This is a genomic window from Candidatus Thermokryptus mobilis (assembly GCF_900070205.1).
Classification (GTDB): domain Bacteria; phylum Bacteroidota; class Ignavibacteria; order Kryptoniales; family Kryptoniaceae; genus Kryptonium; species Kryptonium mobile.
The window spans coordinates 73,322-94,745 of record NZ_FAOO01000001.1; the positions used below are offsets into that span (position 1 = coordinate 73,322).

General features: G+C 38.4%; 17 protein-coding genes and 2 tRNA genes. 8 read left to right on the plus strand and 11 right to left on the minus strand.

Annotation, left to right across the window (positions count from 1 at the left end):
• Window positions 1–7 precede the first annotated feature (7 nt).
• From FKZ43_RS00330 to FKZ43_RS00370, 8 genes are all read right to left on the minus strand, one after another.
• Complete coding sequence (locus FKZ43_RS00330; protein WP_140943886.1) at window positions 8–1,261, minus strand: efflux RND transporter periplasmic adaptor subunit; 1,254 nt, start codon at window positions 1,259–1,261, stop codon at window positions 8–10.
• Window positions 1,262–1,310: 49 nt separating this feature from the next.
• The gene (locus tag FKZ43_RS00335; protein ID WP_140943887.1) at window positions 1,311–2,642 is read right to left on the minus strand and encodes a TolC family protein; all 1,332 of its coding nucleotides are present in this window, start codon (window positions 2,640–2,642) and stop codon (window positions 1,311–1,313) included.
• Between the two features lie 193 nt (window positions 2,643–2,835).
• Window positions 2,836–3,540, minus strand: coding sequence for a hypothetical protein (locus FKZ43_RS00340; protein ID WP_140943888.1), 705 nt, complete (start codon window positions 3,538–3,540; stop codon window positions 2,836–2,838).
• A 24-nt stretch (window positions 3,541–3,564) separates the two neighbouring features.
• On the minus strand, window positions 3,565–3,867 hold the full coding sequence (locus tag FKZ43_RS00345; protein WP_140943889.1) for a winged helix-turn-helix domain-containing protein: 303 nt from the start codon (window positions 3,865–3,867) through the stop codon (window positions 3,565–3,567).
• Window positions 3,864–4,445: a hypothetical protein gene (locus FKZ43_RS00350; protein WP_140943890.1), complete on the minus strand. Its 582-nt coding sequence runs from the start codon at window positions 4,443–4,445 to the stop codon at window positions 3,864–3,866. The genes FKZ43_RS00345 and FKZ43_RS00350 overlap by 4 nt, the downstream gene beginning before the upstream one ends.
• A gap of 337 nt (window positions 4,446–4,782) precedes the next feature.
• On the minus strand, window positions 4,783–6,294 hold the full coding sequence (locus FKZ43_RS00355; protein ID WP_140943891.1) for a T9SS type A sorting domain-containing protein: 1,512 nt from the start codon (window positions 6,292–6,294) through the stop codon (window positions 4,783–4,785).
• A gap of 333 nt (window positions 6,295–6,627) precedes the next feature.
• Window positions 6,628–7,176 (minus strand): hypothetical protein, encoded by a 549-nt coding sequence (locus FKZ43_RS00365; RefSeq protein ID WP_140943892.1) that lies wholly within the window; start codon window positions 7,174–7,176, stop codon window positions 6,628–6,630.
• 155 nt (window positions 7,177–7,331) lie between these two features.
• A tRNA-Asn gene (locus FKZ43_RS00370) sits at window positions 7,332–7,404 on the minus strand.
• 116 nt (window positions 7,405–7,520) lie between these two features.
• Between FKZ43_RS00370 and pyk the strand changes: the two genes are divergently transcribed.
• Window positions 7,521–8,957: a pyruvate kinase gene (gene pyk / locus FKZ43_RS00375; RefSeq protein ID WP_140943893.1), complete on the plus strand. Its 1,437-nt coding sequence runs from the start codon at window positions 7,521–7,523 to the stop codon at window positions 8,955–8,957.
• Between the two features lie 19 nt (window positions 8,958–8,976).
• The gene (gene queC / locus FKZ43_RS00380; RefSeq protein WP_140943894.1) at window positions 8,977–9,672 is read left to right on the plus strand and encodes a 7-cyano-7-deazaguanine synthase QueC; all 696 of its coding nucleotides are present in this window, start codon (window positions 8,977–8,979) and stop codon (window positions 9,670–9,672) included.
• A 181-nt stretch (window positions 9,673–9,853) separates the two neighbouring features.
• Here the strand turns inward: queC and uvrA are convergent, their stop codons facing one another.
• Window positions 9,854–12,631, minus strand: coding sequence for an excinuclease ABC subunit UvrA (uvrA, locus tag FKZ43_RS00385; RefSeq protein ID WP_140943895.1), 2,778 nt, complete (start codon window positions 12,629–12,631; stop codon window positions 9,854–9,856).
• A gap of 129 nt (window positions 12,632–12,760) precedes the next feature.
• Here uvrA and FKZ43_RS00390 point away from each other — a divergent pair, with 129 nt between their 5' ends.
• From FKZ43_RS00390 to FKZ43_RS00405, 4 genes are all read left to right on the plus strand, one after another.
• Window positions 12,761–13,825: an efflux RND transporter periplasmic adaptor subunit gene (locus tag FKZ43_RS00390; protein WP_181180185.1), complete on the plus strand. Its 1,065-nt coding sequence runs from the start codon at window positions 12,761–12,763 to the stop codon at window positions 13,823–13,825.
• Between the two features lie 21 nt (window positions 13,826–13,846).
• Window positions 13,847–16,972 (plus strand): efflux RND transporter permease subunit, encoded by a 3,126-nt coding sequence (locus FKZ43_RS00395; protein ID WP_140943897.1) that lies wholly within the window; start codon window positions 13,847–13,849, stop codon window positions 16,970–16,972.
• Between the two features lie 16 nt (window positions 16,973–16,988).
• Window positions 16,989–18,305, plus strand: coding sequence for a TolC family protein (locus FKZ43_RS00400; RefSeq protein WP_140943898.1), 1,317 nt, complete (start codon window positions 16,989–16,991; stop codon window positions 18,303–18,305).
• Between the two features lie 17 nt (window positions 18,306–18,322).
• Window positions 18,323–18,412: transfer RNA gene (locus tag FKZ43_RS00405), tRNA-Ser, on the plus strand.
• Between the two features lies 1 nt (window position 18,413).
• Here the strand turns inward: FKZ43_RS00405 and FKZ43_RS00410 are convergent.
• Together FKZ43_RS00410 and FKZ43_RS00415 are read right to left on the minus strand one after the other, a co-directional pair.
• Window positions 18,414–18,884: an aminoacyl-tRNA deacylase gene (locus FKZ43_RS00410; protein WP_140943899.1), complete on the minus strand. Its 471-nt coding sequence runs from the start codon at window positions 18,882–18,884 to the stop codon at window positions 18,414–18,416.
• A 95-nt stretch (window positions 18,885–18,979) separates the two neighbouring features.
• Window positions 18,980–20,707, minus strand: a complete 1,728-nt coding sequence (locus FKZ43_RS00415) for a lytic transglycosylase domain-containing protein (protein ID WP_140943900.1) — start codon at window positions 20,705–20,707, stop codon at window positions 18,980–18,982.
• A 158-nt stretch (window positions 20,708–20,865) separates the two neighbouring features.
• On the opposite strand from FKZ43_RS00415, the gene rplU reads away from it, so the two are divergent.
• Window positions 20,866–21,183 (plus strand): 50S ribosomal protein L21, encoded by a 318-nt coding sequence (gene rplU, locus FKZ43_RS00420; RefSeq protein ID WP_140943901.1) that lies wholly within the window; start codon window positions 20,866–20,868, stop codon window positions 21,181–21,183.
• On the plus strand, window positions 21,183–21,424 hold a 242-nt coding region (locus FKZ43_RS11350), incomplete at its 3' end, for a hypothetical protein (RefSeq protein WP_181180186.1). The genes rplU and FKZ43_RS11350, both read left to right, overlap by 1 nt.

Consider the following 21,424-nt stretch of genomic DNA (forward strand, 5'->3'; position numbering starts at 1 on the left):
GTTTTAACTATTTTTTCGCCTTCAAAATTTTAACCTTAACCCCGTCTTCAAGCTCCCTGTTTATCGCTTTGAAACTTCCAACAACTATCTCCTCATCGCCTTTCAACCCATCAACTATCTCAACATAAGTTTCTCCACTTATCCCACGTTTAACGGGAACCATCTTTGAAACTCCGTTTTCAACGATAAAAACGACTTCAACAATATCATCCTTTGAATTCTTTCCATTTTCAGAATCAGGATTCCGCTCGCCAGCCGACTTTTTCAAAGACCTAACCGTTACTGATTGAATCGGAACAGCAAGCACATTATACTTCTTTTCTGTTTCTATATCAGCTGTCACTGACATCCCTGGGCGCAAAGCCGTTTCCTTGTCAAGTATCTTTATTTTAACTTCAAAATTCACAACCTCCTCCTGTGTCCCCAATCCTTTCGTTTTCGCAGCGTTTGAAATCTCATAAACAACACCCTTAAATTTTCTCTCCGGAAAAGCATCAACGGAAAGTATCGCCGTATCTCCAATTGAAACATGAACAACATCAACCTCACTTATATCAACCCTTGCCTCCATCTTTGACAGATCAGCTACAACCATGATAACAGTTCCAGCCATTTGGCTTGTCCCAACGACCCTTTCTCCAACCTCAGCATTAAGTTGAGTCACGATGCCATCAATGGGCGAATAAATAACTGTCTTTGCGAGGTCCTCTTGCGCCTGTTTTAAAGAAGCCCTTGCTTGTTCAACAGCAGAGGATGTAGAAGCGTATTGCGCCTTTGCAACCGTATAAGCTGTCCTCGCTGCTTCATATTCAGCATCCGAAATCAACTTCTTAGCGTAAAGTTCCTCAGCCCGCTTGAACTCCGATTCCGCTTTTGAAAGATTTGCCTTGGCTATATCAAGCTGAGCTAAAGCAGATTTTAAATTCGCCTCCATCGCCTCTTTCCTCGCAACATAAAAATCCGGTTTGATCTTAACAAGTAATTGACCCTTTTTAACTTTTTGCCCAACCTTGACCGGCAATTCAACTATCTCACCGCTCACCTCAGCACTTATCTTCACCTCAACCTCCGGCTGGATTTTACCCGTCCCAGTCACAATTTGAGTTATATCTCTCCTTTGAACCCTCTCAACCTGAACCGCTACAACTTTTTCCCTACCACCACTTAAAATGCCTACAACTACCGACACAACGACGATAAGCCCCAAGAGAACAGCAAAAATTAAACGCCTTTTCCTTCGTTTATTATTGTTGTTAGCCATATTGCAATTTTTTTTTATTTTGAACTACGAGCTTGTAATCTCATCAAAATTAAAAATCAAATTCACCAAGCGCATATTGAAGTTGTGCTTTGGCAATTATGTAATCATAAACTGCGTTCACTTGCGCACTTATAGCGGAAGTATAATTAGCCGTCGCTATCAAAAGGTCAAGCAATGTCCCAGCCCCAATGTTATATTTTTCCTCAGCCGTTTTCAAATCAAGTTCAGCTGACTTGACCTGTCTTTGTGCAACTTCAAGTTGTTTCATCGCGGATTCAATGTCAAGTATCGCCTTTTTAACATCAGCAGTTATCTGCCTCTTTACCTGTTCAAGTTGAACCTCTGCATTTTTAACATTTATCTTCGCCTGCTGAACTTGTGTCTGTAACTGAAAACGGTCAAATATTGGGAAGCTTATATTTATCCCCCAACCAATTGAGCGATTGTTCGGCAATGTCTTAAACTCATTGCTGTTCAAATTAAAAACCGCCGAAGCTGAAACCGTCGGCATATAACCCGACATAGCAACAGTCACCCCAGACCTCGCAGAATTCAAATTTGAAATCGAACCCCTATAATCAGGTCTTCTATCAAGTGCAACCGCAATTAACTCATCAAGATTTTTTATCCTCTCCCTCAACGCGCTGAACTCCGTTGTGTCAATCTCAAGCTGGATTGAGGGATCTTCAAACTCATACTCATCCGTCGGTATCAACCCAAGATAAACAAGCAAATCCGCCTTCGCCTTATCATAATTTGCCTGCGTCCGTATCAATTGAAGCTCGTCATTTCCAACCTGAACCTCCTGCTTATAAACATCCGCAAGCGACACAGACCCAACACGATTTGCCTCCAATATCCTCTCAAGCTGTCTCTGACTCCTTTTCAAATTATCCTGCGCAACCTTCAACAGTTGTTTATTCCTCAAAACATTAAGATAAAGTTGTTGTGTCTGAAAAACCACCGTCTGCATCGTTCTCCTCAAATTGTAATCAGCGGAAAGATAACTTGACCTCGCCCTACTCAATGAAGCAAAATTTGCAAATCCATTGAAAAGCAAAATGCTCGTGCTGACACTCGTTGAAAAAGAATTCAATGTCTGCGATGTCCTGAAAGGAACTGTCCCAAGCCCAGGGATAAATGTCAAATCCGACTCCCTCCGTGTCCTGTTCCAGTTCCCGCTCAAATTCAAATTTGGAAGAAATACCCCATATGCCTGCAAAACGCTTGCAGATTGGGACTGAACAGAATACTCAGCTCGTTTTATCTCCGTATTGTTTTCCAAAGCTATTTTAACGCAATCATTAAGCGTCAAAACCTTCTTCCCCTGTGAGAACGAAATCCCGAAAAATAAAATCAAAAAGAAAAACAACCTACGCATACCTTTCACCTAAATTTATTTTTACAAAATTCACACATATTAGACGAAACAACGATATTTTTGTTACAATGCATTTATCAACCTTGCCTCTCACAGCAAAAATAAGAACAAGGAGTTAAAAACAAAAAACTTTCCTCCCCCTTAACTACGGAGGAGGATTAAGGTAGAGGTGAAAACTTTCCCTTACAGGGAGCTATTTGACCTGCCGAACGACACCACCATGTCCACCAACATTTAATCTAAAATAAAATCCGTTAATCCCGACTCTTGGTCCATTGGTCAACGCAACCTCATCTCCCATTCTCCAATCACCAGAAATTGGTGAAAAAACATACCCAACCCTAAAACCAAAAATCCAACCACCGTATCTTCTACCAATTTTGTATTCAATTCCAACCTCTGACTTCACAGAAAGCGACGAAAAAGAAGCGTCAAAAATTTTCTTTGGATTTGAAATTGCATCATTAAAATCTGCCCCTTTCATCTCAAAAATTTTCAAATTCAAACCGCCACCGCCAATCCCAACCATCGGATAAAATCTCAACCTTTCAACATCATAAATTATGTACCCCAAATTGAAAAAGCCATACCCACCCGATAAAACACATCTAAAATTTTCCTTATCCTTTTTCTGACCCAAAATTCCAAATCCCTCACCTCCAATTATAATTTTATTCAGCACACCATAACCACCACCGCCGATATTTAAAAATGAACTTTGGAACTGAGCACGATTATTATCACTTAAAACGCGGTTTAATTTATCCAAGTCCAAAAAACTAATCCCAAAACTAAAATAACCACCTCCACCGAAAAATTTACCTAACGAATTGTCTTGAGAATTTGAAAAAGAAACCACAACAAATAACAACAAGCTTGAAAATAAAAGATTTCGCATTTTTAATCCCACATTTTTTAGTTTTTAAAATTTTTCACCTTCAAACATCTTCTTTAGAACCGAGATATAATTTTCAAAAGCTTTTCTCCCCTTTGCGGTCAAAGAGATATATGTCTTCGGTTTCTTTCCCTCAAATGTCTTTCTAATTTTGACATATCCTGCCTCTTCAAGCTTGCTCAAGTGTGAGGACAGATTCCCATCCGAAAGACCAAGCAAATCCCTCAAGGCAATAAACTCAATCTCTCCACCTTCACCAAGCGTGTAAAGCGAAGCCATTATCTTTGTTCTCGTCGGCTGATGAATTATCTCATCAAGTTCACCCTTCATCTACCCCACCTCCTATTGATGTAAATTCCACCACCAACGAAAGCAAAAAGAGAAATTAAAGCCATAGCATAACTGAAATACTCACGAAGATATAGACCAACAAGAATTGACGAAACCGTAGCAAAAATTCCTATGAAAGCCATCTCCTTCCCAAGGAAAATTCCCATCAAAATGTAACCATACATCATAAAATTCAACCATAGAAGAGAAATCCCGATCCCACTTAACCCACTACTCTCTCTACTAATAATAAAAAACCAGATCAGCGAATAAATCACCAACGAAATCCAAACAATACCTAAATACATACCCTCTGGGAAATAAATCCTTTTTTCCTTTGTCATCTTGATTTGCCTTATCACTATCAAAGCTGTTCCAACCCATCCGATTCCAAAAAGCGAAAGCCATAACAAATTCCCTTCAACAAAACGATTCAAAACATAACCAAGTGATACAACAATCCCCCATAGAATAAGATAATCCCCTGTTCTTCTCCTTGCCAACATCTGTCTTGTCCTCCTGAACGCTTCCGTTATCTGAACAAGCGTCTCCCGTGCCTGGTCTAAATCTCGCTCCATTTTTCCCCCTCCATATTTTGTTTCACAAATTACTTTGTGTTGCAAAGTAAATATAATAAAATGAAACTTAAAAGTCAAGCTTAACCAACTTCTATTTCAAAAATTAAAACACCCCACACTTTGACAAATCATTTCAATCCCTTCTCTTGATAGAGGATGACTAAGATGGGAATGAATTTTAACACCCCCACTCTCCCGCAAGGGGAGAGGAAAACAAACTGAAAGGAATTTTCCTCCCCCTTGACGGGGGAGGACTAAGATGAGGGTGAAAAAATTAACATCACCTCTCACCCTAATCCTCTCCCATAAGTGGAGAGGGAAAGATAAAATGAAGCTTTTACTTTACCAACACCATCTTCTTCACATCAACAAACCTTCCCGCTTCAAGACGATAAATGTAAATCCCACTTGGAAGACCGCTTCCATCAAAATCTACTCTATATTTCCCAGGTTCAAACTCCTCATTAACAAGTTTCTTAACTTCACGACCAAGAATATCATAGACGATCAGCTTTACATTCACCCTTTCTGGCACTTCAAATTCAATTCTTGTGACCGGATTAAACGGATTGGGATAATTTTGTTTCAATGCAAATCTTTCAGGCAAACCCCAAAGCTCCTCAACATTGGTTACATAAGAGATAGCGACACCATAAACATCACCATTTGTAAAGAACACATCACCCTGATTCGTAAACCCCAAATTTACCCTGTTTGTGTAAGCATAAAATTTCCCATTCTCATACACCCCAATTCCACCGATTGGGACTTTACCAGCCAACTGGCGAAAGACAGCAAATTCGCTGTTTGTTGGATTTAAAGACAAATCAAAAAATCTCCCAAACACAAAACAAGAATCAGGGTTTGGACTAACTTTTGTAGTTGTGACTAAAACTTTATTCTCTCCAACAATTGCAAATGGCGACAGCCAGCCGTTTTCCGAAATTAAATAGCGTCCTTGCTGAATCGTTCCATCAGATTGAATTATCCTCGCATAAGTTTTCCAACCCGTTGATTCTTCATCAGGGAAAAAGCAAATAAATTTGCTCCCATCAAAAGTTACATATAGCGGGTTATCACTTGGTTCTTGGCTACCATCAATTAAGAAAGTTGAACCAATAGGTGAACCGTCTTGATTTAATAACTGTCCCCAAATCTCATTGTCATAAGAGCCCGTTTCCTTCACAAAAGCAACCAAATATCTTGAGCCCCCAAAAGCAAGTGAATATTCCCCCCGACATGGGATACTTGAAATTTGATTTGAGTTTTCCAAAAAGCCGTCAGGACGAATGAAATTGTAAATCAAATAATAACCCTGATTGGCGACATAAATTTCAGAGACGAGAAAATATTTGTTCAAATTTGGATTAAAATGTAATACACCGATTCCTGAAATATAAGAAGGTAGGGTGGGCTCAGAATACAAATCACTTAACGCAAATGTTTGTCCATCAATGAAGCGATACTTTAAACCTCCATTTTGCCCATCTGTCCAAACAACAAGAAAACGACTCCCATCAAAAGCAACTTGTGGAAGCCCTCTGTCAAAATCTTCCTTTAGCATGGAAGTTGTCCCTAAAACGATTGGATTAGTAATAAGCGAGTGATCGCTTTTTGAATGAAACTGCAAGACAATTTCAGCTACATTTCCCCTTTCCCTTCGCATCACTATGGCATATTTTTGAGCATCTTGGGCAAAGCCAGTTGCAAAAGTTGAATCCGGAGCGGTTTCAACTGGAAATTCAGTTCCGATTGTTTGAGATTGAGAAAGGTTAAAAAGCAGGAACATTAAAAAAATTTTGAAAAAGAGAAGGAAATTTGCTCTTGGTTTTAAATTTTCCTCACACATTAAATTTTCCTCCTTGGATTTAGTTTAACATTCCAAAGATAATACTTTTTCTTTAAACTCCAAAGGTTTGTGTAAAAATATTTCTGGTTTGAGTTCATACCAAAAATGAAACTTAAAAGTCAAGCTTAACCAAACACTTCTGAAGTTATGCAAAAGAGAGAGGCTTCTTAAGTTTCACGGTGTAAGAAAAGAGAACTTTGCATACTACCTCAAGGAGCTTGAGTTCAGGTATAATAACATAGAGAACTTAGATGATATGATGTATGTATGTTTGGTTGGAATAAAATGAGGAATTATCAAATCTTAAAAATTACCCAGCGGTGGGATTTTTGTTTATATTATCTTGAGACGTCTAAGGTATTCTAAGTGTTTTCTAATATCGTTCCAGATGATTTCTTTATCCTTTTCCCATTCTAAAAAGATCCGATCAAAGCCCTTACCTTGTCTTAAAATAGTATCTGGTTGCAAGTTTCTTTCTTTTCGGGAATCTAAAAGAAAATAGTAAGCGCAATGCGGGAAAATATATTTTATCTCGCTAGAAATCCGAGCATAAGTCAAAAACCCATGGGTGTTCATACTTTGTCCAACTTTAAGTTCGCAGATTATAAGCGGAATTATAATTTCTCCTCTTTTACCAATGTTCCTTATGTAAACCCCATTGCCAAGCTTTTCAGTGGCAAGGGTATCTTTGTAAAACACGATGTCCTGTTGCTGAAGCCCCAAAACTGGTCTCCAATTTCCTTCTTTATCTTTACCAAATGTAAAATCTTTTAAAATATTTACTTCTTTATCAACCTTAACATCAGAAAATTTCCTGTCGGAATATAATTTAGCTCTAAAAAATTTCAACACTCGATTAGTAAATTCTAGTTCAGTTGTCATAGTAAATTTCTAATATGTTAAACCTTTAAAATAAATAAGGCGAGGGAGCCCCGCAAAAAATAAACTTTAGAGTAAATTTTTCACTTTGCTCTCAAAGAGAATTGGATTTTCGTTTCCCTTTCTGAAAATCTCCCGTTTGTATTATCAAAAAAAAGCTCCGCGGGCAGGACTCGAACCTGCAACCCGCTGGTTAACAGCCAGCTGCTCTGCCAATTGAGCTACCGCGGAAAGTCATTATTAATATAATACCAAAATCAAAAAAAATCAAGTCACAAAGCCAAAAATCTTGACTTTTATCTCTCTTATCTTTATTATTTGAAAAAATCAAAAGCCAATTGTTAACAATGAAAAAATTTTTAAAGGAGGAAAACTTTAGAAGAACAAAAATCGTCTGCACACTTGGACCTGCAACTAACACGCTTGAAAAAATTATTGAGCTTATAAATGCTGGGATGGATATCGCAAGGTTGAACTTTTCACATGGCGATTACGATGACCATCTCAATTTCATAAATCTTGTCAGAAAAGCATCCGAAATCACAGGGAAACACATTTCAATACTTCAGGACTTACAAGGTCCGAAGATCAGGGTTGGGAGGTTAAAAAATGAACCGATAGAATTAAAAATCGGAGAACTAATTTATCTTGCATCCGAACAAGTTGAGGGGAACGGTCAAATCATACCGATTCAATATGAATACATCGCTGAGGACGTAAAACCTGGCGACACCATTTTACTTGACGATGGGTTGATTGAACTTAAAGTTATTGAAATTAAAAGCAGGAAAGTAAAGTGTGAGGTTGTTGATGGTGGGCTTTTAAAGTCACATAAAGGTGTCAATTTACCCGGTGTAAATGTTCGCATACCGTCACTGACAGAAAAAGATGTTCAAGATTTAAAATTCGGTATAGAAAACGGTGTTGACATGGTTGCATTATCCTTTGTGCGCAGGAAGAAAGATGTCCTTGATTTACTTTCAAAGATGGAAGAATTCGGGAAGACGCTACCTGTAATCGCTAAAATTGAACGGGTTGAAGCGATAAAGTCAATTGATGAGATCATTGATATATCCGACGGCATAATGATTGCAAGGGGTGATCTTGGGGTTGAACTTCCAACTGAGGATGTTCCGATTTTACAAAAGATGTTAATCAAGAAAGCAAACAAACTCGGCAAGCCAGTTATCACAGCAACGCAGATGTTAGAATCAATGGTTTCAAATCCGAGACCGACCCGAGCTGAAGCTACTGATGTAGCCAATGCTGTCCTTGACGGAACAGATGCAGTAATGTTAAGCAGTGAAACATCCATCGGTGAATTTCCGATTGAATCCGTTAAAATGATGGATAAAATCATAAGAACTGCTGAAACGCAGTATAAATTTTACGAGCCGATATTTGACCCGAACTTAAAGCTTAAAGATGAGGTTGACGCAATAGGTCGTGCAGCTTGTCTTCTTGCACAACAACTGAACGCTAAGGCAATAGTTACGATAACCCACACGGGAGCAACAGCAAAAGCAATCGCTAAATATAGACCATATGTTCCGATAATCGCACTGACGGATAGCGAAGAGGTTGTCAAAAGGCTAAATCTTGTCTGGGGTGTGATCAGCGTTAAGATAAAGGAAATTTCTGAAACAGATAAAACGATTGAAACAGCAAAGGAACAACTTAAGGAAAGCAAAATTTTGAATAAAGGTGACCTTGTTATAATGACTGCTGGGATACCGCTTTTCAAACGTGGCTCAACAAACATGATTGAGGTTGAAAAAATTTAAAACAAAAATTTCAAACCTTATGAGAGAAATTGCTGTCGTTCTTGTAAGTGGCGGGATGGACTCATGCGTTACAGCTGCGATCGCAAACTCACTTGGTTATGAACTCGCCTTTTTACACTTAAATTATGGACAAAGAACGGAAAAAAGAGAGCTGAAAGCATTTAACGATATAGCTGACTTTTACAATGTCAAAAGACGTCTAATCATCAACGTTGAACATTTAAAGTTAATCGGTGGATCAAGTTTAACGGATGAAAACATACCAGTTGAAAAAGCGGATTTAAAAAGGGTTGGAATCCCAACGAGCTATGTTCCGTTTAGAAACGCAAATATGCTTTCAATTGCCGTATCTTGGGCTGAGGTCTTGGGAGCAAGTAAAATTTTCATTGGAGCGGTTGAAGAGGACTCATCTGGATATCCGGATTGCAGAAAGGAATTCTATAATGCTTTTAATGAAGTGATTCGGCTTGGGACAAAGGCAGGAGTTGAGGGACATCCAATTCAAATAGTTACGCCAATAATTGATATGAAGAAGTGGGAAATAGTGAAGAAGGGCATTGAACTTGGTGCTCCGCTTCATCTTACATGGAGTTGTTATCAAAGAGAGGACATCGCTTGCGGTGTTTGTGATAGTTGTGCCCTTAGACTTCGCGGTTTTCAACTTGCCGGCGTTGACGACCCAATACCTTATGAAAAGAAACCAATTTACATTTAAAATGAAAAGGTCTGGGCTTTTCGCCCAGACCTTTAACATTGAAGCAGAACCTCCCCCCTGAGGTCCTCGCTTCAAAAATCAAGTTACAATTTCCACTTAAAATATAATAACCAATAAAGGAACATTTCATTGACAGAAATCACAAAAATGGGGGATGTCTGGCAAGATTTTTGATGAAAATTTAATCAAGATATTTGCGAAGGAATTGTCCAGTGTAGGAGTTAGGATTTTGAGCGATTTCTTCAGGCGTCCCAACCGCAACGACATATCCACCCAGGTCCCCAGCTTCAGGACCAAGGTCAATTATCCAATCAGCACACTTTATTACATCCATATTATGCTCAATCACTATAATTGAATGTCCAGCGTCAAGAAGCGAATCAAACGCCTTCAATAGCTTTGCGATATCGTCAAAATGCAACCCAGTTGTCGGCTCATCAAAGATAAATAAAGTATGTGGACTTGATTCCGATGCAAGTAAATGTGCAGAAAGCTTAATTCTCTGCGCTTCGCCCCCTGAAAGTGTGTTTGCAGGTTGTCCTAGTTTAATATAACCGAGACCAACAGATTCAAGAACCTTCAACCTATCAACGATTTTCCTATGTCCTTTGAAAAATTCTATTGCCTCCGTTACAGTCATATTTAAGACATCGCTTATATTCTTGCCTTTATATTCAACTTCAAGTATTTCCGACTTATATCTTTTCCCGTTGCACGATTCACAAGGAAGATAAATATCAGCGAGAAATTGCATTTCAATCTTAACAAAGCCATCCCCTTCACAGGTCTCACATCTTCCACCTGGTATATTAAATGAAAAATGACCCGGGGTATAACCTCTAACTTTTGCGAGATGAGTTGATGCGAAAAGCTCCCTTATGCCGTCAAACGCTTTTATATAAGTGACAGGATTAGACCTTGGGGTTTTACCTATTGGTGATTGATCAACCATCTCTACTGCATCAATCAATTCATAACCCTCAATCTTATCAAATTTCCCAATTTTACCTTCATAGGTCCCATATTTTATTTTCCTCAAGGCTGAATAAAGTATATCGTGCACAAGGGTGCTCTTCCCAGAACCGCTCACTCCAGTGACGCATACAAAAACATTCAATGGAAATTCAACATCAATATTTTTCAAATTATGTTCTCTCGCCCCACGAACTATAATTGAATTTCCTTTTTTGGGTTTCCTCCTCTTTTGAGGCACAGGGATTTTAAGCCGACCGCTGAGATATTTCCCTGTTAATGAATTTTCATCTTTCAAAATTCCCTCGTAACTGCCCTGAAAGACAATCTTCCCACCGTTTTCCCCAGCACCTGGACCAAGGTCAACGATGTGATCCGCTGATTCAATTATCTCTCTATCGTGTTCAACCACTATAACTGTATTTCCATTTTCCTTTAACGATTTCAAAATTTTAATCAATCTGTGTGTGTCTCTTGGGTGCAATCCAATGCTCGGCTCATCAAGTATATAAAGCGCACCGACAAGAGAAGATCCAAGCGCCGTGGCGAGGTTTATCCTTTGTGCTTCCCCACCAGAGAGAGTATTTGACAATCTATCAAGTGTTAAGTATCCAAGTCCAACCTCATAAAGATACTTCAACCTTTTATTTATCTCCGAAAGAATGCTTGCTGAAACCGTTTTTTCATAATCGGTGAGTTCAAGATTTTGAAAGAACTGATAAGCTTCCCCAATTGACATCTTAACTATATCGTAAATACTTTTACCTGCTATCTTGACATTCAACGCTTCTTTTCTTAGGCGTGAACCCCCGCACAAGTCGCAAGTCGTATAACCCCTATATCTTGAAAGCATAACCCTGTAATGAACTTTGTAAGAGTTCTCCTCAAGCAAGTTGAAAAAACCATTTATACCCTCAAATCCATCGTAACCATTCTTTATGATTTCAATTTGCTCAGGCGTTAAATCCTTAAACGGAATATCAACTGGGATTCCGACCTTTTTTGCAATACGCATCAAGTCCTTTTGAAACCAGGCGAATTTCTCACTCCTCCAAGGATGGATTGCACCCTCTTTTATACTTTTAGTTTTATCAGGAACGATGGCGTCCCAATCAATACCATAAGCTCTACCAAAACCTTGACACTTCGGACAAGCGCCATACGGATTGTTGAACGAAAACAACCTGGGCTCTGGCTCCTCATATTCAATACCACAATAAGCACACTCAAAATGTTCGCTAAATTTAAATGTCTCACCGCTATCTAAAACTTTTACAATCATATTACCCCTCCCCTCGTTGAAAGCCATCTCAACAGAATCAAACAATCTCGCCTCATCCATATCATGGCGCACAACTATTCTATCAACAAGAACGTAAATCTCTTTTCCTAATATTTTCCTCAAGTTTAGATTTTCATTTACATCAAGGAGCTCACCCTCAACATAGATTCTGTAAAAACCTTTCTCCTTTAGGGCTTCAATTTCTTCCTCCAATGTATGCCCTTTGTGTAATTGAAGCGGGAAAAGTATAAAAATTTTACCGCCTTCCGGGATTTGTTTTATCTTCTCAACGACGAAACCGGGTGAATCTTTTTGAACAAGATTACCACACTTTGAGCAATATGTTTTTCCTATTCTTGCAAAAAGAAGTCGGAGATAGTCATATATTTCTGTCATAGTTCCAACGGTTGAGCGCGGATTTTTCCCAGTCGTTTTTTGGTCTATCGCAATTGCCGGAGCGATCCCCTCAATCAAATCAACATCGGGTTTTTCCATCCTTTCAAGAAATTGCCTCGCATACGCAGATAAACTTTCAACATATCTTCTCTGCCCCTCAGCGTAAATGGTGTCAAATGCAAGCGATGACTTCCCCGAACCGCTTACGCCTGTGAATACGATCAGATTGTTTTTAGGAAGCTCAAGATTTATGTTTTTAAGGTTATGAACCCTTGCACCTTTTATGATTATCTTCCTTTCTGCGCTCATAGCGGATGCGAAGCTGTTTTAAATAAATCTCATTTTTGATAATTTAAAGGAAACGAAAAAACCAAGCAAATCGGGAAACAAGAAAATTTTAACGGCGTCTAAAGTTAAAAACAAAGTTTTGAAGCAATTGTGAAAATTCCAAACAAGGGACTTATAGTTATCGCTATTGCAATAGTTGTGGGTCTTTCAATCCCAAAGATAAAATCAATTTTTGCTGATAAGAAAACGCAAAAGGCAAACCCTGCGGTGATACCTGAATTAAATGTTAAAGGTTATATTGCAAAACCTCAAAAACTTGAGAATAAAATTTTCGTCACCGGGACTATACTCGCCAATGAAGAAATTGAAGTGAGAAGCGAGATTTCTGGGAAAATCGTCAAAATCTACTTCAACGAGGGGAGCAAAGTTAAAAAAGGTGATATACTTGTCAAAGTTGACGACTCTGAACTTCAAGCTGAGCTTTTAAAAACCCAGTATCAGAAAAAACTCGCTCAAGAGAAAGAATACAGACAAAGGATGCTCCTTGAAAAAGAAGCCATAAGCAAACAGGAATATGACATCGCTCTCACTGAACTTAATACGCTTGAGGCACAGATTCAACTTATAAAGGCAAGGATTGAAAAAACACAGATAAAAGCACCTTTTGATGGGGTAATTGGCTTAAGATATGTAAGCGAGGGAAGTTATATATCACCTGCTACAAAAATTTCAACGCTTCAAGATATTGACACATTAAAAATTGAATTTTCAATTCCGGAAAAATATGTCAAACTTATAAATGTCGGCGACAGGATAAATTTCAAAGTTCAGGGTTCGGATAAAAAATACAGCGCTGTAATATATGCAATTGACCCTAAAATAGACCCTTCAACAAGGACTTTGCAAGTTAGAGCTATATTCCCGAATAAAAATTACGAAATTTTGCCTGGGGCTTTTGCTGAGGTTGAGGTAATACTTGAGGAGATAACCAATGCGATTTTAATCCCTGCCGAAGCTCTAATCCCAAGCGTTGAGGGAAACAAAGTGTTCATCTGCAACAATGGTAAAGCTGTTGAAAGAAAAGTTGAAACAGGGGTAAGAACTGAAAGATTTATACAAGTTCTCTCCGGTGTTCAGCCCGGGGATACCGTCTTGACAACTGGATTATTACAGCTTAAATCCGGCTTCAAAGTTAAAGTCGTCTCAATTGAATAAAATTTAAATGGAGATAAAGCCATGGGTTTGTGGTCACTGAGCATAAGGCGACCGATTCTTTCTATAGTTATGTCGCTTACCATTTTAATTTTTGGGATAATTTCATACTTCTATCTTGGCGTTAGAGAATACCCTGCGGTTGACCCTCCCGTAGTTACAGTGACAACAACTTATCCTGGTGCTAATCCAGATATAATTGAATCGCAAATAACAGAACCGCTTGAGGAATCAATAAGCGGGATCGCTGGGATAAGAACGATGACCTCTGTAAGTAGTTATGGTAGAAGTACAATAAGAGTTGAGTTCACGGTTGACCAAGACCTTGAAGCTGCAGCAAACGATGTAAGAGATAGAGTTTCAAGGGCTATCCGCCTCCTACCGCCAGATGTTAACCCACCCATTGTTCAAAAAGCTGATGCGGACGCTTTCCCCATAATAGTTTTAACTGTTCAAAGCGATAAAAGAAGCTTACTTGAACTGACTGATATAGCGATAAATGTATTTAAAGAAAGATTGCAAACAATACCAGGCGTAAGCGAGGTAAGGATCTGGGGTGAGAAAAAATACTCAATGAGAATTTGGATGGACCCGGTCAAGCTTGCTGCTTATCATTTGACACCTCTTGATATAAGAAACGCCCTTGCAAGAGAAAACATTGAACTTCCATCCGGGAGAATTGAAGGAAAGACAACTGAATTAACGATTAGAACGATAGGACGTCTTCAAACACCTGAAGATTTTAACAACTTGATAATAAAGGAAAGTGAGGGTAAAATAATAAGATTAAGAGATGTCGGATATGCTGAACTTGCACCTGAAAATATAAGAACGATAATGAAGGGGAAAGGCGGGATCCCACAAGTTGGTGTTGCCATTATCCCACAACCAGGGGCTAATCACATAAACATAGCTAATGAATTTTATAGAAGAGTTGAGCAACTTAAAAAAGAGATTCCACCAGATATACAGCTTGGGATTGGGTTTGACACGACAAAGTATATAAGGCAATCCGTAAATGAAGTAAGGGAAACGATATTAATTGCATTTGGTCTTGTCGTTGTCGTCATATTTTTCTTTCTTAGAGAATGGAGGGTAATGCTTATACCGATACTTGCTATCCCTGTTTCATTAATCGGGGCATTTTTCGTGATGTATATTGCTGGATTTTCAATAAATGTTTTAACATTGCTCGGTCTTGTTCTCGCAATTGGTATGGTCGTTGACGATGCTATCGTCGTCCTTGAAAACATTTATTCAAAAATTGAAAGGGGCTTTAATCCTTACGAGGCTGGAATCAGAGGAACAAAGGAGATATTCTTCGCCGTCATCGCCACAACGATAGCACTTGTTGCTGTTTTTATGCCAGTCATATTTATACAGGGTTTCACTGGGAAATTGTTCCGCGAATTTGGCGTTGTAATTGCCAGTTCTGTTGTAATTTCATCTTTCGTTGCACTTACGCTTACACCTATGTTAAGCGTGAAGTTTATGAGTAAAAGAGGACACTCAAAATTTTATTACAAGACAGAGCCGTTTTTTAATAAGCTAATGAACTCCTACCGTCGCTCTCTTGATAAATTTATGGAGAAAAGGTGGTTTGCATTTGTAATAATTGGGATGTCAGCGCTTGCGATTGTAATTTTCGGGACGAGTTTACCTTCCGAGCTTTCCCCGCTTGAAGATAGAGGGATGCTCACAATTAACGCAACCGCGCCGGAAGGAACCTCATATTATCAGATGTCAAAATATATGGATGAGATTCTCAATCTTGTTGAATCAAATGTCCCGGAGGCAGAGGCAATTTTCGCTATCACTTCACCTACCTTTCGTGAAACCGGTTCAAACACTGGGTTCATAAGAATCAGGTTGAGTGAAAGAGATAAAAGAGAAAGAAGCCAACAGCAAATCGCAAATGAGCTTTCAGCAAAACTAAGACAACTTACTGGAGTAATAGCTTATGTCTCACAAGACCTGAGCATAGGAGTTGCACGGCGTGGTCTACCTGTGCAATTTGTTATTCAAGCACCTAACTTTGAGAAATTGAAACAAGTTCTGCCCAAATTTATTGATGAAGCAAGTAAACGACCGGAGTTCACAATCGTTGATGTTAATTTGAAATTCAATAAACCCGAACTAAAAGTTAAAGTTAATCGGGAACGAGCTAAAGCCCTTGGTGTTTCCGTTGCAGATGTAGCTCAAACATTACAACTTGCATACAGCGAACAACGTCTCGGTTTCTTCACAATCGGCTCAAAACAATATCAAGTCATCGGCTCAATTATAAGAGAGAACGCTGAAAAACCAGCTGATTTAAAATCAATCTATGTCAGAAATAACAAGGGCGAATTGATCCAGCTTGACAATTTAATCACTCTTGAAGAAGATGTGAATCCACCTCAACTTTACAGATTCAACAGATATATTTCCGCAACTGTTTCAGCTGGTCTTGCCCCAGGGAAAACAATTGGCGATGGTATCAAAGCGATGAATGAAATAGCGGAAAAAGTTCTTGACGAAACCTTCTCAACCGATTTAAGTGGTCCATCAAGAGATTATGCAGAAAGCTCGTCAAGTTTGGCTTTCGTTATGCTTTTGGCTTTGATTTTGACATATCTTGTTCTGTCCGCTCAATTTGAAAGCTTCCTTGACCCGTTTATCATAATGTTCACCGTTCCGCTTGCCATTGCTGGCGCTTTGTTTTCACTGTGGTATTTCAACCAGACGATCAACATCTTTAGTCAGATCGGACAGATAATGCTTGTCGGGCTTGTAACTAAAAATGGAATTCTAATAGTTGAGTTCGCAAATCAAAGAAAAGCAATGGGGCTATCAAAAATAGAAGCGGTGAAAGACGCAGCTGCTCAAAGGTTTCGCCCAATTCTTATGACAAGTTTAACGACAATTTTAGCTTTTGTTCCCGTAGCACTTGCCCTCGGTGCAGGAGCGGAAAGCAGAAAGTCAATGGGTATAGCTGTCATTGGTGGGTTGCTCTTCTCAACTATTTTAACGCTTTATGTCATACCTGCGATTTATTCATACCTCTCAAGCGAGAGAAAACAAATTGAAATTCCAATTGAAGAGCAACCAACTGAAATTGAACTTGCAAAAAACAACGAAATAATCGAAACGAAGCATATCACAAAATAAAAGTTTGAAACAAAAAATGTTTAAGAAGGCAATCCCCTTTCTTTTCCTTATTTTTGGACTTTGCTACTCACAGGAAATTTTAACGCTTGAGGAAGCGATAAATCTTGCACTGAAAAACAACCGAGATATAAAAATATCAAAAAATCTTCTTGACATTGCTTTTAACAATCTATCGCTTGGAAACGCCGGCTTTTTACCAAAGATTGACCTGGCATCAGGTTATAGCAGAAGTTCAAACAATACCAGACAAGAATACTTTGATGGCAGGTCAATAAATAGAACTGGAGCGATTTCAAATTCAATTAATTTTGGCTTAACACTTAATTGGACAATTTTTGATGGGCTTAACAATTTGATCACATATAAAAAGCTTAAAGAGACGAAAGAAGTGGCACAGATCAATTCAATCGCAACAGCTGAAGAAATAATTTCGGAGGTTATAACATCTTATTACGAAATTTTAAGGCAGAAGGAAATTTTGAAAACATTGAGGGAAAGTATCGCAATTTCAGAACAAAGGGTTAAAATTGCGGAGGAAAAATATAAAGTCGGAACAGCTTCAAAGACGGAACTTTTACAAGCAAAAGCTGACTTGAACGCGGATATGAATGCTCTTATGAAGCAAGAGATCGCACTTAAAAATGCAAAGATAAACTTAAACTTAATCATAGGCAGAGACCCTGAAATTGACTTTGATATTACGGATACTATACAAGTTAGGGACTTATCTCTTGATGTTTTACTTGCCCAAGCGGAGGAAAGAAATACTTTGCTTTTGAACTTCAAGAAGAACAAAGAGATAGCTCAGATAAATCTCGCAAGTGTCAGGGCGAAGATGTTTCCATTGGTTAATTTCTTCGCTGGTTATAGTTTTGCTCGCTTACAATCACAGGCGGGCTTTATTGCGTCAAATCAAAATCTTGGTTTTAACTACGGTTTCAGCGTGTCGTTTAACATCTTCAATGGATTGAACTCACTTCGTGAGTATGAAAATGCCAGGATAGAGATAATCAACAGCGATATAAAATTTGATCAGGTGCGGAATGAGGTAAAGGCACAAATTTTAAAAAATTATGAAAGTTTCAAGACGAGTTTAAGATTAATTGAACTTGAAAAGGAGAATCTTGAGATAGCTCGTGAAAATGTTGAAATTGCGCTTGAAAGATATCGGCTCGGGGTCTTGACACCACTTGAGTTAAGGGAAGCACAAAAAACTTACATTGATGCTGAAAGTCGGTTAATTTCAGCCCTTTATCAAGCGAAGCTTGCCGAGATAGAACTTTTAAAATTGAGCGGTCAACTTCCAATTGTATATTTTCCATCAATTTTTTAAATTTTAACGGCAATTTTGGAGGGGTGCCGGAGTGGATGATCGGGGCGGTCTCGAAAACCGCTGTGGGTCCAAACGACCCACCGTGGGTTCGAATCCCACCCCCTCCGCTTAAATATGTTCACCAATATTGCAAAAAATTGGATTCACCAACTGAACATAATCCGACATTTTCATTCTAACGACATCGTTATGAGTCCCGCCATTGAAACTTATCTCTTCGTTCGCTTTAAATTTCTCATCAACATAAACAGGGACGCCGTAAAGGTTACCAAATGGTGGCATCGCCCCTGTCTCGCAATCCGGGAAAATACTTTTAAATTCATCCTCGGTAGCAAGTTTCAGTTCAGATACATTTAAAGCGATTTTTGCTTTTTCAAAATTTACCTTGTGGTCGGATGGGACGACAAGCATAAAAAAATTTTCGCCAGATTTAACAATCACACACTTTGCGAATTCTCTCCCCTTGACATGGACGCTCGCTGCTATCTCCTGAGATGTGAAAGCGGTTGAATGGATAATTGTAATATACTTAACCCCGCTTGAATCAAGAAAGTTTTTCAACCTTTCACAAATTGGCATAATAAGACCTCCTTTTTTTAATTTCAATTTTTCAGGAGGTCAGCAAAAGAGGGAAATTTCAGCCAAAACAAATTTATCTCAATGAAGTTAAAAAATCAATCACTTCCGCCAATTGCTGATGAATTTGTGAAAATTATAATTCTCTGCCCCACTTTTATATTATTCCCCTTCAGGCGATTCCATTTTTTCAGTTCAGTTATACTCACATTATATCTTTGCGCAATTGTACTTAAAGTATCACCCTTTTTTACGCGATAAATTATCTTCGTTTCGCTTTCGTCAGAATAAACTCTTTTAGCGTAGCGTTTGCTTGATGCGATTGAATTAGGTTTTATTACATCGGGGATCAAAACAACTTGTCCAATGCTTAAAGCTCTTGGTTTAAGTTTAGGATTAAATCTATAAATCACATCAACTTGGACATTATATTGCTTCGCGATTTTGTATAATGTCTCGCCACGCTTTACGATATGAACCCTGAAATTTTTCTTTTCATCGTCTGGCAGGGATTTATAATTTACAACGAATATATCTTTTTTCCCTTTCGGAATCCTGAGGACATACTCGTGTGGTGGTGTATAACCGCGGATAAGTTCTGGATTAAGCTCAATCAATGCCTCAAGATCGGTTTGTGCACATTCTGCAAGTTTTCTTAAACTAACGCTTGCATCAACGACAACTTCATCATATTCAAACGCTTCTGCAGTCGGATTCAATGGTTTAAATCCATATTTTTCCGGTTCAAGCGATATCAATGTCACCGCTATATATTGCGGGACATAATTTCTCGTCTCCCGTGGGAGGAACTTTCTTATTTTCCAGAAGTCCGTCTCACCAGATTTTCTCATAGCTCTTTGAACTTTACCAGCCCCGGAATTATAGGCAGCGATTGCAAGGTACCAGTCGCCGAACAGATTGTAAAGGTCTTTTAAATATCGCGCTGCAGCGTGTGTTGATTTTTCTGGATTTCTTCTCTCATCATACCACCAATTAGCTTCAAGCCCATACAATTTACCCGTCCATTTTATAAATTGCCAAATTCCAACTGCCTTCGCTCTTGATACAGCAAATGGACTCACACCGCTTTCAATCATACAAAGATATATTAACTCCTCCGGAAGACCATATTCCGAGAAAATTTTCTTAAACATAGGTAGATATTTTTCCAATCTATCAAGCCACATTTCCATAAAATACCTTCCATCCCCAAGGAAATAATCAAGATAAGCTTGAACATATTCATTCACCACAAGCGGAATCGTTGTCCTTAAAGAAGGAGGAAATGGCTTCAATTCAACCTTAACACCCACAGTGTCAACTATATCGCCTATCTGATTGAGACGATCCTGGATATTTGAAATATACTCGCTAATCGGTGTCTCTTGAAAAATTGAATCAAACTTCGCAAAATGCTTGTTATAGATTGACAAAATTTTATTGCTTATCGTTTCAAAATCTTTATTTGTCTCAATTTCGCTTGTCCTTGAAATCTCGTCAAGCTTTTCCATCGCAGAATGCATCAAATCAATTGCAGAGATTGTATCACCCTGCGATAGATATTTTAAAATCGTCTCATAATCCTTTTCAACTTCGGCTATAATTTCAGCAGTAGTTAAAGAGTCATAGATTAAAACATCTCTTTTTAAGACCTCTTTGTAATTTTGCTTCGTATTTTCAATTTTACTTGCGGAATCTGGCAATGGACACAACGCTGAGTCAGCAAGCGTTTCTATAGTTGTTGAATCTTTAAGTGGCAAGCTTTTAGGTCTACAACCGACGATAAAAAATAAAATTAACACTAGTATCAATCTACTTTGTATCATCTCACCTCCTGAATTTTTGGCTTCTGCGAAGCTATTTCACACAAGTTAAGATATTAATTTACTTGGATAAAGTCAAATTTTCATCCTTCACTTTTGGAATTTCATCCCCGATTTATTAAATTTTAAGTGATTTTGTCAAACAAAGTGGAATTAAGGGAATGCTTGCAATCGTAAAGATTGGAGGTCATCAATACAAGGTCAAGGAAGCCGATAAAATTTTTGTCCAAAAGTTAAACGCTGAACCAGGAAGCAAGGTTAAATTTTCATCAGTCCTCTTGCTTCAAGAAAATGGAAAAACACTTGTTGGGAATCCATTTGTCCAGGGCGCTTTTGTTGAGGCAACGGTTCTTGACCATGTGAAAGGTGAAAAAATCATCGTCTTCAAAAAGAAACGTCGTAAGGGATACAAGGTAACAAAAGGGCACAGACAAAATTATACACAAATTGAAATCAATAAAATCGGTATTGAAGGTTAATGCCTAAAGTTGATGTAAAAAAACTAATTCAAGAGCTTATCGTCCCTGAGCTTCAAGAGATTAAGTCCGCAGTGAATGAACTCAGGGTAAGGTTTGAATCTGAGGTAAAGCGTCTTGATGAGAAAAACGAAGTTCTTAAAAATGAATTTAAAGCGGAATTCAAACGAATTGACGAAAAAACGGAACTTATAAGGAAAGAGATTGAAGCCTTTAATAATGAATTTAGAGCAGAATTAAAACG